The following is a 14,578-nucleotide window of genomic DNA, read 5'->3' on the forward strand; positions in this document are numbered from 1 at the left end:
CTTTTTAAGAGTTACTTTGACACTTTTGACACACACCATGGAACGTTAATCGGTGGTCACTCACTTGAAATTTAAAACGCTCTTCAACAACCTTTTCAACTTCTAAAAGTAAGTCATCTTCAATTTCCTCAATATCACCACATTCTAAACAAAGTAAATGATGATGGAAATGCTTAGCACCTTCTTTACGCATATCGTATCTTGCTAAGCCATCGGTAAAACTGATTTTGTCTAATACTTTTAATTCAGTTAACATTTCTAGGGTTCTATAAACAGTTGCTAAACCAATTTCTGGTGATTTTAATTTAGCCAACATATAGATTTCCTCAGCTGATAGATGATCTTTTTCATTTTCAAGTAAAACAAGTACAGTTGTCTCTCGTTGAGGAGTTAATTTATAACTGGCCTCTTGTAATTTCTTTTTAATTTTTATTAGCGAATCAATTGTGTTCTCCATGGGAGTTCAGCACTCCTTTTTATAATAATTATAATCTGAAACTAGTTTTATTTTAAAACTACACTTTTAATTATAATTTATATAAAATAGAATTGCAATTATTCTCAATTAGATTCTGGCTTTTTAGTCAAAACGGTCCAACCATCTTCTTGGATAACCATCTTTTCTTTCATTAATGAACCTAAAGCACGTTTAAATTGAGCTTTACTGATAGCAAATGTCTCATTAATTGATTCAGGTGTTGATTTATCTGTAAATGGAATCTTTCCAAACTCAGAACGTTCTAAGAAAGTTAAAATCATTTGTGCATCCGATGAAATGACTTCATAGCCTCTTGGTTTTAAAGAAACGTTTAACATACCATCTGGTCTAACCCCAATGACACGCCCTTCTACTTTTTGACCTAATCTAGGTTCTTCAAAGCGCTCTGACGGGTGAATAAAACCAATGTGTTTTTCTTCTGTAATGAAGAATGTTCCCACCATTTTTAAACGATACACAATTCCTGTAACGTTTTTGTTGTGCATTTCTTCTTTTGTTGCTGCTTTTGACATAGCTAAATAATCAACATCATCAGCTGAAGTTGCCCATAGACGATCTTTTTCATCTGTTTTTAAGCTAACTAGTAGTTGATCTCCTTTTTTAGGCCATAATTGACGCATCTCAGGAAGTTCATCCATTGACACAACAATCTCCTTGTCTCCTAAGCCAATATCAACAAAGACACCTAAATCTTTTCGTGAAGCAATAACTTCAGCAAATCCTTGATGTCCTTTTCTAATACTTGGTATGTTTGTCGTAAAACGGTTTTGTTGTTTTTGATTTTGGTAAGCAAATCCTTCAACCATGTTACCGATTGTTTGCTCACCTTCAGCCTTATCTAAAAGAAACGTTATCCCATTTTTTTGGACAAAATAACTATGATCGTTTTCATCAAAGACCATCCCATGCCATACATTTCCTAGCAATTCATTCATATCTTATTCATCCTTTCAAATTCAATTTAGTATACCATAAGTTTTAAATCAATAACCATATTAATAAGCTAAGATTTCCATATTTGGTGAAGTAATGTGGTAAATAGCTTTTATTTCTTCTAAAAGTTCGTCATTAGTGAGTTGGTTATGATATCTAAAAATAATAAAATGAACGTCACCTAATTTTAATTTCAAACCTGATTCTTTAAAGTTATTTTTTCTGTAAAAAGATAACCGCTTTTGATTGATTTCTTTTTCTTTTTCATCTATTGAAATGCTTGGATCTTCTGATTCAATAATCAATTCATTAACTGTCAAGTAATCCATCAACATACTTATCATCAAGGAACCCATGCCAGTTCCACGATTTTCTTTTGTTACAGCAAAATATTCTAATATCTTCACTTCTGGGTGTTTCCAAGCAAATACACTATAAGCCATTATCTTTTTGTTATCCTTCAAAACCAAACACTCAGATTGATGATTATTGAAGGATTTTTTTATTGTCTCAAACGATTTTAATTCATTTTGAGGAAAGTCATGTACCAAATGATTAGCATACAACATCTCCATTTCTTCGAGACCTATTTTTTCTATTTTCATTTTTAATCACCTTCTAAAATAGTCCTAAATACCTTACTAGTGTCATAGCAATAATTCCAAATACCACAGTCCACATTAAGCTTTTAGTCACAAAAGCAACTAAGACTGTTGGAAGTGCAACCATAAGATTTTCTAAATTAATGGTTGTTAAACCGCCTTTATTGATTACCAAAACACTTTGGGCTAGTAAGGCTGTCAAAATACAGGTTGGGATGTATGACATAAATTTTTTCCAAAAAGGAGAGAACGTCATCTTCTTACTAAAGATAAAAGGTAAAATCCGTGGTAACCAAGTCACTAGACCACAAGCTAAAATCACTAAAAATAACCATAATTCACTTTTTACCATCTAAATACACTCCCATCCCACAACCAATCAATGTCGCTGCTAAAACACTAAGTTCCATACTCATCACGTGAGATAACAGATAAACACTTAACACAACACTGCCTAAAATCAGTAACGTTTTAACCGTATTTTTCTTTAGTTCCCCATCTATTTGTAAAACAACTAAGCCGATAAACATCGCCACTAAAGCAAAATCCAAACCAAATTGTTCAGGATTGGGAATCAAATTTCCTACTAAACCACCAACTAAGGTTGATAATATCCAGACTAGATAGGCTGTCATATTTAATCCGTTGACCCACTGAAAAGAAACTTGTTTTCCGTTCATAATCGGATTCATTAAAACGCCGTAAGATTCATCTGTTAGTAAACTACCAATCGCAATTGATTTAGGTATTGAAAAATCTCTAAAATACTCCGCAACTGATAGACTCATTAAGAAGTGTCTTGCATTCACCAAAAAAGTCGTAAACACAATGGCTGACACAGGGCTATTCGTCATTAACATTCCGATAATAATAAATTGTGAGCTCCCACCATAAATAATAGCTGACATTAAGACAATCGACATAATTGAAAGCCCTGAACTTTTACCTAAAATCCCTGCTGCTAAACCAATCCCGAAGTAGCCTAACACTGTTGGGATACAAGCAATGACACCTTCCTGAAAACTTTGATATCCCTTATCATATGTTTTATTCATCACACAACCCCCATTTTTTTATAATAAAAAAGAAGGATATTATCCTTCTTCTTGTGTGGTTTCTGAGACAACAATCACATCTTTTTTCCATAATAAAGATAAGAATGATGTGACAAGTAATATTAATGATGACACGTAGTATGGGTAGAAATGATTAATATCAAATAATGAACCCGCTACCATTGGACCGAAAATATTACCAAAACTTGTAAATGTTGAGTTCAAGCCATTAACTGTTCCTTGCATATTTCCTGCTCTTTTGGATAAATAAGTTGTAATGGCCGGTCTTTGTAAATCAAAAGCTAAAAAGACGATAAATGTAGACACCACTACTACCCAATTTTGATCTGTAAAAGCGATAACCGCTACAAAAATAGCGCTTAAGAAAAATGAAATTCTAATTAAACCAACTTCTCCTAATAAATTAATTAATTTATCAAAGAAAACAATTTGGAAAAATAAGGCTAATGAACCACTGACTGTTATAATCATCGCAATTTCAGTTGTTGTAAAATTGAAATTTATGACAGCCATAATACTATAAATCGACTCAAAAGATTGTAAACCAAATGATGAAATCAAAATAACAACAAATGGGAAAGTAAAGGCTGGATTTTTTAAAACTTCCATAAAAGATCCTTTAGCAACTACTTGACCATGAACTATTTTTTTCTCTGGTTCTTTTAAAACAATCACTGCTAAGATACAGCCAATTAATCCTAAAGAAGCTGCTACGAAGAAAGGTACACGCATACCGAAATTGGCAATGAACCCTCCTAAACCAGGTCCAATAATAAAGCCACCACTAATAGCAGCTGAAACAAGTCCCATTGATTTAGGTCTTTCCTCTATCGTTGTAACGTCTGCTACATAAGCTGTAACAGAAGGCATAATTAAAGCCGCTGCAATTCCTCCTAATGCTCGTGAGAAATATAACCAGCTGACTGTATGTCCTAAACCGAAAATCAATTCCGAGATGGCAAAAATTAACATCCCAACTGAAATCAGTTTTTTTCTTCCTAATTTATCTGACAGATTACCTGCAATAGGTGATGCTATTAACTGAGCAATCGCAAAGACAGAAACTAACAATCCCATAGTTGTTCCTGATAAGTGCATTGACTCTTGTAGCATAGGCATTACTGGTATCACTAATCCCACACCTAGAAAAACGATAAATAAATTCATTATCGCTAAATAAAGCATGCTATTTCTATTTTTCATATACTCCCTCCAAAACTTCAATCCAGATTATTTTACACTATTTGACGGGATAAAAGCCAATTTTTTTACCTAAAAAAAAAGAAAAAGGGAAATAATCCCTTTTTCTCTTAACTAAATCTCATTAAAATGCTGATTCACCTTCGAAGATGTTGCCACGACGAGGGTCAATTGTAATCATCATATCATTAGCGATTGCAGTAGTTGCATTTTCAACACCAACGATTACTGGAATACCTTGAGCAATAGCTACAACTGCAGCGTGAGAAGTTAATCCACCTTCTTCAACTACTAATGCTGATGCTTTTTCAATTGCTGGCATGTAATCTTTACATGTTGTTTTAACAACTAAGATTGATCCTTCAACCATTCCATTTACAGCTTCTTCGCTTGAAGTTGCAACGAAAGCTTTACCAGTAACTGTAGCGTTACCGATTCCTTGACCATTACCTAATTCAGTTCCAATTAATTGGATTTTCATTAAGTTAGTTGTTCCTTTTTGACCAATAGGAGCTCCTGCAGTGATTAAAATTAAATCATTTTCTTTTGCAAAACCTGTGTTTTTAGCTACTTCTGTTGCTAATACAAACATTTCATCTGTGTTAGATGGTTTTTCAGCAACTTGTGGGAATACACCCCAGTTTAAAGCTAAACTTCTAGCTGTTCTATCAGAGAAAGTAACAGCTACAATATGTGATTTAGGACGGTATTTAGAAATCATACGAGCAGTGTGACCTGAGTCAGTTGCTGCAACGATTGTTTGAATTCCTAAGTTTTTAGCAGTATGTCCTACTGCTTGTCCGATTGATTCTGTCATATCAGCTTTTTTGTATAGTTTAAGAGCATATGCATCTCTGTCCCCTAATACACCTTCTGTACGTACAGCAATGTTATGCATTGTTTGAACAGATTCAACTGGGTAGTCCCCTGCTGCTGTTTCACCAGATAACATAATAGCATCTGTTCCGTCGTAGATAGCGTTCGCCACGTCACTTGCTTCTGCACGTGTTGGACGAGGGTTATGTTGCATAGAATCTAACATTTGAGTAGCCGTAATAACTGGCTTACCTAAAGCGTTACATTTTTTGATCATTTCTTTTTGGACAACAGGAACATCTTCAGTTGGAATTTCAACTCCTAAGTCCCCACGAGCTACCATTAAACCATCAGATACTTTTAAGATATCATCTAAGTTATCAATACCTTCTTGGTTTTCAATTTTAGAAACGATTTGAATGTGAGTTGCATTTTCGTCTTCTAAAATTTTAGTGATTTCTAAAACATCACTTGGGCGGCGTACAAAACTTGCTGCGATAAAGTCAACATCATTTTGGATACCAAAACGGATATCAGCTTCGTCTTTTTCTGTAATACCAGGTAAGTTGATGCTTACGTTAGGTACGTTAACACCTTTTTTATTTTTTAAAGTTCCTTCGTTTAATACTTTAGTAACGATTTCGTTATTTTCTTTATCAAGTTCAAGAACTTCTAAGTCGATTAAACCGTCATCAAGTAAGATATGATTTCCTACAACCACATCGTTGATTAATTCAGGATAAGTGATTGAGAATTTTTCTTTTGTTCCTTCAACTTCTGTCATAGAAATACGAACAGTGTCTCCAGTAGATAATTCCACTTTACCATCTTTCATGTTGTTGGTTCTAATTTCAGGACCTTTAGTATCTAATAATAGAGCAATCGTTTTGCCTGTAATTTTTGCAGCTTCACGAATGTTGCTAATTCTAGCACCATGTTCTTCAAAATCTCCATGTGAGAAGTTTAAACGTGCTACGTTCATTCCAGCATTCATTAATTTTACTAAAGTCTCAACCGTTTCACTAGCTGGACCAATTGTACAAACAATTTTTGTTTTTTTCATCAAAAACGCTCCCTAATAGTTTTTTTATTAATGCTATTTAGATCCACAAATTAAAATGAAATTTGATGGTTTAAATCATATAAACTTAAATCTGGTTGGTGTTTTTTATTTTCCAATGTATCTACAATATCTGCAGCTACTAACTGGTTGTTTAAGCTACCAATACATAATCCGCCTTTTCCTTCTTTAAGAAGATCTACAGCGTATGAACCAAATTTACTTGCAAGAACACGGTCACGAGCAGTTGGTGAACCACCACGAACAATGTGTCCTAATACAGATACACGTGCATGGAAGTCTCCATGAACTTCAAGTTGTTTTGCAAATTCACTACCTGGCATAACACCTTCTGCTAAAATAATTAAGCAATGTTTTTTACCACGGTCGCGTCCTGCACGGATTTTCTTAGCAACTTGTGCCATGTCAAAGTCGTGCTCTGGAATAATAATATCATCAGCTCCACCAGCAACACCTGCCCATAAAGCGATGTCTCCAGCGTCACGTCCCATTACTTCAATAATAAATGTACGAACATGAGATGTTGCAGTATCTCTAATTCTATCAATAGCATCTAATACAGTGTTAATCGCTGTATCAAATCCAATTGTATAATCTGTTCCTGGGATATCATTGTCGATTGTCCCTGGAATTCCGATTGCTGGAAATCCTCGTTTTGTTAAAGCTAGTGCGCCGTGGTAAGAACCATCTCCACCAACAACAACTAAACCTTCAATACCGAATTTTTTCAATTGCTCAATTCCCTTTAATTGACCTTCTTCAGTAGCAAATTCTGGGTAACGGGCAGAATAAAGACAAGTACCACCTTTTTGGATAATATCACCCACGTCGGGTACATCTAATTTACGAATATCTCCAGCTACTAAACCTGCGTAACCGTAGTTAATTCCGTATACTTCCATTCCTTCATGGATCGCTTTTCTGGTTACCGCGCGAACTGCAGCGTTCATTCCAGGAGCGTCTCCACCACTTGTTAAAATACCAATGCGTTTCATAAGCGTATTCCCCTCACTTCAACTAATTTAATAAGACTAGTTTGATTATGTATAAAATACTTAAATTCAAAAATCATTTTACCATTGTTTTATAAAAAAGTCTTTCATTATCCGCAAAAATCATTGAAAAAAACATGAAAACCTTTAATTTATTCACTTTGACAAAAAAACAACCTTTATTTTGAGCGCTTTGCCCAATGATTTTTACTGAAAAACTATTGTATTGTTTCCAAGAATACTGAAAATATTTTCAATCAGCTCCTTAGATTCATTTACCCAATAAATTTCTTCTAATAATAGATTTTTATCCTCAAAAATCAAAATAACTGGTAACTCTCCTTTAAATTGTAACAGTTGTTGTTTCACTTTATTTAAGAGGAGCACTTGATTATTTTCTTGGGTAATTTTAATGTAACATTTTTTCCCTTGATTAAAATTAACGACTTCAGATGCTTTTTCAATAGAATCAGCTAATAACTGTGGCATTTGGTTATAAGTACTTTCAGTTATTTTACCTGAAATCAAATACACTTCATTTTCTTCAATAGATAAATTAAGTTGTCTAAATAATTTCGGAAAAACGGTGACATCCATCTCTTGGCTTTGATCGCTGACTGTTAAAAAGGCCATAGATTCACCCTTTTTAGTACGTATCTTTTTGACTTGAGTAACATACACTAAAAATTGACCTGAATCACCAATAGTTGTCTCACCAAATTCTTTTATCTGGCGTCCTTTTTTCAAATGACCAAAAGCGTCAATTGGATGGCCTGAAATATAACTTCCTAGATACTCTACTTCTTGATTCAATTTTTGTTCCAAGGTGAAATCTGGAATAGTTTCCTTCTTCAAACTCAAAACACCTAATAAATCCATACTTCCACCACTGTACTCAATATTTCTGATAGTACTATCTAAATCAGCTACCAATTGTCTGCGATTACTATGCAAGGAATCAAAAGCACCAATATAGATTAAAGGTAAAATATTACTTTCTTTGAGCCATTTGCCATTAATTCGAATCAAAAAGTTCTCTAAGGAAGAATAAGGTCCATTTTCTTTTCTAACGGTGACAAGGTGTTGAATAAAATCCCGTCGAATCCCTTTGAGACTTGAGAAACCAAATAAAATACTCCCTTTATGTAATTTAAAGCTATACTCACTCTTATTAATATCAGGTGGCAAAATAGCCACGTGGTGTTTTTTAGCTTCTACCATATATTCTTTTATTTTAGTTGGATTATTTTTAACTGAGTGTAACAGTGAAGCAAAAAAACATTCTGAGTAATGGACTTTTAGATAAGCCATTTGGTAGGCTAATACTGCATAAACAACAGCATGTGACCTATTAAAACCATAGTTAGCGAACCGTTCGATATACTGATAAACTTCTTCTGATACTTCTTTGGTGTAACCTTCATTGACAGCACCAGTCACAAAATGGTGTCTCTCAGCATCTAAAACATCTTTTTTCTTCTTACTAATAGCTCGCCTTAAGATATCAGCTTGACCTAAACTAAAACCTGCCATTAAAGAGGCAATTTGCATGATCTGCTCCTGGTAAACAATAATTCCGTAGGTATATCCTAAAATCTGATTCAAATTGTTGTGAGGGTAGTTAATGGCTTCTTTCCCTTTTTTTCTTGCAACAAACAAATCAATATTTTGCATTGGGCCTGGTCGATATAACGCATTAACTGACGCAATATCCTCAATAGAGGTTGGGCCTAATTTACGTAATACTTGTTTAATCCCTTCTGACTCAAATTGGAAAACCCCAACTGTCTCTCCTTTACGGAAAAGCTCTAAAGTTTTCTCATCATCTAAAGGAATATCTTCTAAGCGCAAATCTTTTTGATGAATGTACTTAATCGAATCTAAGGTGTTTCCTATAATTGATAAATTTCTAAGTCCCAGAAAATCCATTTTCAGTAAACCAATTGCTTCAATGTCTCCCATAGCTTGTTGGGTTAACAAAATGCCGTTAGAACCTGTTTGAAGAGGCGTTAAATTGGTTAAAGGTTGGTCACTAATCACCACTCCTGCTGCATGAGTGGAAACATGTCTTGGTAAGCCTTCTATTTTTCTAGCTGTATCAAATAATAATTTGTTTTTTTCTGAAACCTCAACTAGCTCTCTTAATTTTTTTGACTGAGCGTAAGCCTCATCTAACGTAATTTTTAAGACGTTTGGGATACTATTGGCCCACACACTAGCTTCGTTTTGACTAAGGCCAAACACGCGGCTCACATCTCTTAAAGCCATTTTAGCTGCTAATGTTCCAAAGGTTGCTATTTGAGCCACTTGATAGTGACCGTATTTACTATGAACGTATTGAAGCAACTCTTCCCGACGATTATCTGGTAAGTCCATATCAATATCGGGCATGGTATAGCGTTCTTTATTTAAAAACCGCTCAAAAAGTAAGTTGTATTCAATAGGATCAACACTGGTGATATAAAGTGAATAAGACACTAAAGAACCCGCTGCAGACCCACGACAAGCCGTTACAATCTGATGGTCTTTGGCATATTTCATTACATCCCAGACAATTAAGAAATAATCATCAAAGCCCATTTCATTAATGACTGCTAATTCCATGGCTAATCGTTCTTGGTAATCAGGGTTTTGAGCTAACCCACGTTCCTCTAATCCTTCTTGACATAATTTAGCTAAATAAGTCTTAGCGGTTTGTCCATCTGGTACTGGAAACTTTGGTAATAGTTTCTGATTAAAAGCAATTTCCACGTGACATCTTGAGGTTACGAGTTCATTATTTTCTAAAGCATTCGTAAAACCACTTCGCGTAAAGCCTTCCTCAAAAGATGCATGACTTGGTAAATAAAAGGCTCCCGTTGTGTGCTCAAAATCAATATGAATTTTTTCTCCTGAATCAATATGCTTCAAAACTTCAACTGAGAAATGATCACTAGGCGCTAAATAACGCACATCATGTAAAGCAAGTGATTCAATCCCGTAGTCAGCTAAAATAGCTAACCAAGACTGATTTTTCTCCACTTCTTGATGCAAACTGGTTCCTTGATACAGATAGCTAGCTGGAAATAACTCTCTTAAAAAACCGCTAGTTTCTTCCATTGCCGGACTTTGTTGTTCCTGAAGAAAATACCATTCATTTTTTTCTAATTCCGATGGCAAGATAGCGACTATTCCTGAAGTCAGGCCTGAAAGCTCTTCTAAGTAGAAATAGTCTTTCACTTCTTTTTCCATTCTTTTAGTCGAAATCTTAATTAGGTTTTGATACCCTTCATTTGATTCAGCTAAAAGAATTAATTCAAATAATCTATTTTGACCTTCTTTACTATGGAAAGTTAAGGTCATTCCAATAATGGGTTTAATGTCTACTTTTTGACACTCTTTATAAAATTCAATAACACCATGCATCGTATCGACATCTGTTATAGCTAGAGATGAATACCCTAACTCTTTAGCACTAGCTACAAGCTTTGGAATTTCATTGGTGCTTTTTAATAGCGAGTAGGATGTTAATACTTGCAATTGTCCTAAATTCATCTCATCCCTCCATGTCTTTTTTTCTAATAATATTATAACATAATTCTTTTTATCTTTATCTGATAAATCTTCTAACTTAACTTTACATTTTTATGGAAGCTTGGTAAACTATTTGTGAAAAGAGGTGCGTATCAATATGAGTAAATTAATCGTTCTTTTTTGGACACTGATTTTAGGACAAGTTGTAGGTTATATCGGTCTTGCCTTAACTAACGGGGTATACGACTTTAAGCAAGTACTTATTGTTTCTGTTATTGTTGCCGTTCTTGTTATTATTATCGGTGAAGTAGCATTACCTAAAAAATCTAAAACTAAAACTGAAGCTAAATAAAAATAAGAGGCTAACCTACTAAGGAAAGCCTCTTATTTTTTTATTTTAGTGGATGTTTAAAAGCTAACTCTCCTTTAAAATTAAAGAACGTCAACACAATGTTGGCAAGGATTAAAATCCCCGTTGCTAAGAAGACTGACGAGTAACCAAAACCATTAGCCACAGTTGACCCAATTAAAGGTCCCATCACTTGTCCGAAGTTAGTAAACATCGTATTAAAACTAAAAATACGACTAACACCTTCTTGCGGTGTCAATTTACTAATTAAGGTATTAATTGAAGGCATTAAAGCTCCCGTTGAAAAGCCCATAAAAAACCTAAAAACCCCTAATTGAAAAGGTGTTTGAACGAATGCCATCGGAACAATACATAATAAGGATAATATAAGTCCACTAAATAAGACCCGTTGATTTCCTATCCTATCTCCAATTCTCCCTAAAATAGGGGAAGAGATAAAAGTAGATATCCCTGCTACGGAAACAATCATCCCACTGACAAATAAAATATTATCCATTTCCCCACCTAACTCTCTTATATAAAGCGTTAGAATAGGGCTAATACTGGTCATGCCAATTTGCAAGATTAATGTTGTAATAAATAATCCAATTAAGACACTTGGATTTTTAACTAATTTAAAGACTTCTTTTGTTGATAACATGTTTTTCTTAGGAACAGGTTTAAAATCTTCTTTAACAAAAAAGATTGTTAATAAGGTATTAATCAAAAGAATAGTTCCTGTTACTAAAAACACATTCTGAATCCCAACTGTTTCGGCCAAAATCCCACCGATTGAAGGTCCAATAAGATTCCCTGCTACGGCACCTGTGGCTAGCGTTCCTAATGCCCAACCGTTTTTATCCCGTGGTGCTTGAGAGGCGATCATCGCTGTGGCGTTAGGAATGTATCCTGCCAACACGCCATTAAAAAAGCGCATCACAAGTAACCAAAAAACATTTGGCACAAAAGCTAAAGACCCCATCGTTAACGTCATTCCAGCTGCTGCTCGAATCATCATTAACTTACGTCCTCTTCTATCCGCTAGACTTCCCCAAATTGGTGAGAAAATAGCAGCTGAAAGAGCTGTCACACTAATTGATAGTCCTGCATAAAATTCGATTTTATCTGCAGGCGCCCCTAATTGCTCGATGTAAATCGGAATAAAAGGCATTACTAAACTGAAACTGGCTCCTGTAAAGAAACATCCAACCCACGCGATGTATAAATTCTTTTTCCAGTCAATCTCCATTAATTAAGCTGACATTCCTTTCCTGTCTTATTTTCTGAGTATTTGTTATTATCTGACAATTTGATAGTCTCTAAAATAGAAACCGCTTCTTCTTTTGGTGTCTCAATTTTTTCATCAAAGCGCGACAAACGATAATGCCAATCGTAATCTGCCATTCTTTCTTTTAAAGCCTTGATATCCCGATGTATGTCACTACTTGCTTGCTTCATTTTTTCCTGTGTCATTTAATCACTCCCATTAAACTCTAATAATATTCTACTCCATTTAATCTGTCTTTACTAATAAAAGGCATAAATAAAAAAGAGAGCGACTTTAGAGTCACCCTCTCTTAGTTTATAGTGTTGCTAAAACAATAAAGTTAATAATGAATAATCCTGTAACAATCCATAATACAGGTGATACTTCTTTTGTTTTTCCTTTTACTACTTTAATAATCACGTAGAAAATAAATCCTGCCGCGATACCATAAGAAATACTGTAGCATAAGCCCATAAAAATTGAAGTGAAGAATGCTGGAACAGCGTCTTCTAAATCAGCCCAGTTAATTTCTTTGAATGAAGCCATCATCATAACACCTACTAAAATCAAAGCTGGTGCTGTTGCTTGAGCTGGCACGACACTTACGATTGGTGATAAGAAACTACTTAATAGGAACATAATAGCAACGACAACTGACGTTAATCCAGTACGTCCACCTGCTCCAATACCAGCAGCACTTTCTACATAAGTTGTTACATTACTTGTTCCAAGAACGGCTCCTGCACTTGTTGCAATCGCATCTGCAAATAACGCTTTATCCATTTTTGATTTAATCCCTGAGCTTGTCTCAACAGCTTCTTCTTCTTCTTTAGAGAAGATTCCTGTACGACGACCTGTTCCGATAAATGTTCCGATTGTATCAAAGATATCAGATAAACTAAAAGCTAAAACAGTTAATAGAACTTGAGGAATTTTAGACGCATCTGAGAATAATGATTGCATACCGTTTGGTCCAAAAGCTGCGCCAAATGTTGTTCCTAACTCTTTAATTGAATTACCTAATGAATTTTCTGAAAAATTAATAGCACCTAAATCAACAACGCCCATTGGAATAGCAATAATAGAAGTTACGACGATTCCAATTAAAATAGCTCCACGTACGTTTTTAATCACTAAAACACTTGTTAATACTAAACCAACTAAAGCAAGTAAAATCGCTGGGTTATTAAAGTTAGCCAAGGCTGGGACAATCCCACCATTTGATACCACATTGACAGCTTCACCATTTTCAACTGTTGAACTGACAATCGCATTTGAATCTGATGTAAATTGTAAGAAACCTGCATTTTTGATTCCAACATAAGCTACGAAAATACCAATCCCGCCACCAATAGCATGTTGTAAACTTTCAGGAATTGATTTGATAATTAATTTTCTAAGTTTTGTTACTGTAATGACGATATTAATCATCCCACATAAGAAAACCATTGCTAAAGCTTGTTCCCAAGAATAACCTAATCCAAAAACAACTGTAAAAGTAAAGAAAGCATTTAGCCCCATACCTGGTGCTTGTGCGTAAGGAACGTTAGCGAATAATCCCATAACTAAAGTTCCAATTGCCGAACTTAAAATAGTTGCTAGGAAAACTGCTTGAAAAGGCATTCCTGATAAAGATAAGATTGATGGGTTAACGAATAAAATATAACTCATTGCAAAAAACGTTGTTAAACCAGCAATTATTTCTGTTGAAACCGTTGTTCCATTTTCTTTTAACTTAAAAAACTTTTCCATTACTTAATATTCCACCCTTTTAATACATATTATGTTCGTGTTTAACTTCAACAAGTATGATTATAGTCGTCTATTGAAAAATATGCAATAGTTTTTCTGAAAATTAACTAATAACATCATATTTATAATTCGTGTTGACAAACAAAAGATCTTATTTAGAATTAGAGTAAGAGTCTCATTACGTAAGGAGGAACAGCTCATGATTGTTAATAAACTCAGTAATTGTCCATTACATGAGCAGATTGAACTAGACGTGAAAAAACAGATCAAAGACGGGGTCTTAGCTCCTGGCGATCGTTTATTATCCGTTAGAGAAATGTCTGGTTCATTAAACATCAATCCTAATATTGTTAGCCGAGCTTATAAGGGATTTGTAGTGCACCCCTAAAGTTAGACCAAAAAATCTAACTTTAGGGGTGTATTTTTATGACAAAGTATAACTATAAATTTAAGCATAAAGTTGTCCGAGAATATCTAAATAGTGATGTTAGTTATTCC

The 14,578-nt window shown here is 34.5% G+C and carries 14 protein-coding genes; 2 read left to right on the forward strand and 12 right to left on the reverse strand.

What is annotated here, in order from left to right; all coding sequences use genetic code 11:
• Positions 1-4 precede the first annotated feature (4 nt).
• The 9 genes from ACODH8_RS07045 to dnaE form a co-directional block, all read right to left on the reverse strand.
• The gene (locus ACODH8_RS07045) at positions 5-457 is read right to left on the reverse strand and encodes a Fur family transcriptional regulator (protein WP_332465243.1); all 453 of its coding nucleotides are present in this window, start codon (positions 455-457) and stop codon (positions 5-7) included.
• Between the two features lie 104 nt (positions 458-561).
• Positions 562-1,434: a S1 RNA-binding domain-containing protein gene (locus ACODH8_RS07050; RefSeq protein ID WP_332465242.1), complete on the reverse strand. Its 873-nt coding sequence runs from the start codon at positions 1,432-1,434 to the stop codon at positions 562-564.
• A 60-nt stretch (positions 1,435-1,494) separates the two neighbouring features.
• On the reverse strand, positions 1,495-2,037 hold the full coding sequence (locus ACODH8_RS07055; protein ID WP_332465241.1) for a GNAT family N-acetyltransferase: 543 nt from the start codon (positions 2,035-2,037) through the stop codon (positions 1,495-1,497).
• Between the two features lie 13 nt (positions 2,038-2,050).
• Positions 2,051-2,386: an AzlD domain-containing protein gene (locus tag ACODH8_RS07060; RefSeq protein WP_332465240.1), complete on the reverse strand. Its 336-nt coding sequence runs from the start codon at positions 2,384-2,386 to the stop codon at positions 2,051-2,053.
• Positions 2,373-3,089 carry an AzlC family ABC transporter permease gene (locus ACODH8_RS07065; RefSeq protein WP_332465239.1) on the reverse strand — a complete coding sequence of 239 codons (717 nt, stop codon included), beginning with the start codon at positions 3,087-3,089 and terminating at the stop codon, positions 2,373-2,375. Before ACODH8_RS07065 ends, ACODH8_RS07060 begins: the two co-directional genes overlap by 14 nt.
• A gap of 39 nt (positions 3,090-3,128) precedes the next feature.
• On the reverse strand, positions 3,129-4,313 hold the full coding sequence (locus tag ACODH8_RS07070) for an MFS transporter (protein ID WP_332465238.1): 1,185 nt from the start codon (positions 4,311-4,313) through the stop codon (positions 3,129-3,131).
• Positions 4,314-4,434: 121 nt separating this feature from the next.
• Complete coding sequence (pyk, locus tag ACODH8_RS07075) at positions 4,435-6,189, reverse strand: pyruvate kinase (protein WP_332465237.1); 1,755 nt, start codon at positions 6,187-6,189, stop codon at positions 4,435-4,437.
• Between the two features lie 50 nt (positions 6,190-6,239).
• A complete protein-coding gene (pfkA, locus tag ACODH8_RS07080; RefSeq protein ID WP_332465236.1) occupies positions 6,240-7,202 on the reverse strand; it encodes a 6-phosphofructokinase in 963 nt (320 codons plus the stop codon).
• 204 nt (positions 7,203-7,406) lie between these two features.
• Positions 7,407-10,733, reverse strand: coding sequence for a DNA polymerase III subunit alpha (gene dnaE / locus ACODH8_RS07085; RefSeq protein ID WP_332465235.1), 3,327 nt, complete (start codon positions 10,731-10,733; stop codon positions 7,407-7,409).
• Positions 10,734-10,869: 136 nt separating this feature from the next.
• Between dnaE and ACODH8_RS07090 the strand changes: the two genes are divergently transcribed.
• Positions 10,870-11,064, forward strand: a complete 195-nt coding sequence (locus tag ACODH8_RS07090) for a DUF2929 family protein (protein WP_332465234.1) — start codon at positions 10,870-10,872, stop codon at positions 11,062-11,064.
• 40 nt (positions 11,065-11,104) lie between these two features.
• Here the strand turns inward: ACODH8_RS07090 and ACODH8_RS07095 are convergent, their stop codons facing one another.
• The 3 genes from ACODH8_RS07095 to ACODH8_RS07105 all read right to left on the reverse strand — a co-directional run bounded on the left by ACODH8_RS07095 (position 11,105) and on the right by ACODH8_RS07105 (position 14,080).
• The gene (locus ACODH8_RS07095) at positions 11,105-12,310 is read right to left on the reverse strand and encodes a multidrug efflux MFS transporter (RefSeq protein ID WP_332465233.1); all 1,206 of its coding nucleotides are present in this window, start codon (positions 12,308-12,310) and stop codon (positions 11,105-11,107) included.
• Positions 12,310-12,534, reverse strand: coding sequence for a hypothetical protein (locus ACODH8_RS07100; RefSeq protein ID WP_332465232.1), 225 nt, complete (start codon positions 12,532-12,534; stop codon positions 12,310-12,312). Before ACODH8_RS07100 ends, ACODH8_RS07095 begins: the two co-directional genes overlap by 1 nt.
• Positions 12,535-12,643: 109 nt before the next feature.
• A complete protein-coding gene (locus tag ACODH8_RS07105) occupies positions 12,644-14,080 on the reverse strand; it encodes an NCS2 family permease (RefSeq protein ID WP_332465231.1) in 1,437 nt (478 codons plus the stop codon).
• 199 nt (positions 14,081-14,279) lie between these two features.
• Here ACODH8_RS07105 and ACODH8_RS07110 point away from each other — a divergent pair, with 199 nt between their 5' ends.
• Positions 14,280-14,468 (forward strand): hypothetical protein, encoded by a 189-nt coding sequence (locus ACODH8_RS07110; protein WP_332465230.1) that lies wholly within the window; start codon positions 14,280-14,282, stop codon positions 14,466-14,468.
• Positions 14,469-14,578: the final 110 nt, after the last annotated feature.

It is taken from the genome of Vagococcus fluvialis, from assembly GCF_048815235.1.
Lineage (GTDB): Bacteria > Bacillota > Bacilli > Lactobacillales > Vagococcaceae > Vagococcus.

What these genes read in the sequence shown, in the direction of transcription:
- ACODH8_RS07045 (WP_332465243.1), bottom strand. Translation starts at nt 457, where the DNA reads ATGGAGAACACAATTGATTCGCTAATAAAAATTAAAAAGAAATTACAA.
- ACODH8_RS07050 (WP_332465242.1), bottom strand. Translation starts at nt 1,434, where the DNA reads ATGAATGAATTGCTAGGAAATGTATGGCATGGGATGGTCTTTGATGAA.
- ACODH8_RS07055 (WP_332465241.1), bottom strand. Translation starts at nt 2,037, where the DNA reads ATGAAAATAGAAAAAATAGGTCTCGAAGAAATGGAGATGTTGTATGCT.
- ACODH8_RS07060 (WP_332465240.1), bottom strand. Translation starts at nt 2,386, where the DNA reads ATGGTAAAAAGTGAATTATGGTTATTTTTAGTGATTTTAGCTTGTGGT.
- ACODH8_RS07065 (WP_332465239.1), bottom strand. Translation starts at nt 3,089, where the DNA reads ATGAATAAAACATATGATAAGGGATATCAAAGTTTTCAGGAAGGTGTC.
- ACODH8_RS07070 (WP_332465238.1), bottom strand. Translation starts at nt 4,313, where the DNA reads ATGAAAAATAGAAATAGCATGCTTTATTTAGCGATAATGAATTTATTT.
- pyk (WP_332465237.1), bottom strand. Translation starts at nt 6,189, where the DNA reads ATGAAAAAAACAAAAATTGTTTGTACAATTGGTCCAGCTAGTGAAACG.
- pfkA (WP_332465236.1), bottom strand. Translation starts at nt 7,202, where the DNA reads ATGAAACGCATTGGTATTTTAACAAGTGGTGGAGACGCTCCTGGAATG.
- dnaE (WP_332465235.1), bottom strand. Translation starts at nt 10,733, where the DNA reads ATGAATTTAGGACAATTGCAAGTATTAACATCCTACTCGCTATTAAAA.
- ACODH8_RS07090 (WP_332465234.1), top strand. Translation starts at nt 10,870, where the DNA reads ATGAGTAAATTAATCGTTCTTTTTTGGACACTGATTTTAGGACAAGTT.
- ACODH8_RS07095 (WP_332465233.1), bottom strand. Translation starts at nt 12,310, where the DNA reads ATGGAGATTGACTGGAAAAAGAATTTATACATCGCGTGGGTTGGATGT.
- ACODH8_RS07100 (WP_332465232.1), bottom strand. Translation starts at nt 12,534, where the DNA reads ATGACACAGGAAAAAATGAAGCAAGCAAGTAGTGACATACATCGGGAT.
- ACODH8_RS07105 (WP_332465231.1), bottom strand. Translation starts at nt 14,080, where the DNA reads ATGGAAAAGTTTTTTAAGTTAAAAGAAAATGGAACAACGGTTTCAACA.
- ACODH8_RS07110 (WP_332465230.1), top strand. Translation starts at nt 14,280, where the DNA reads ATGATTGTTAATAAACTCAGTAATTGTCCATTACATGAGCAGATTGAA.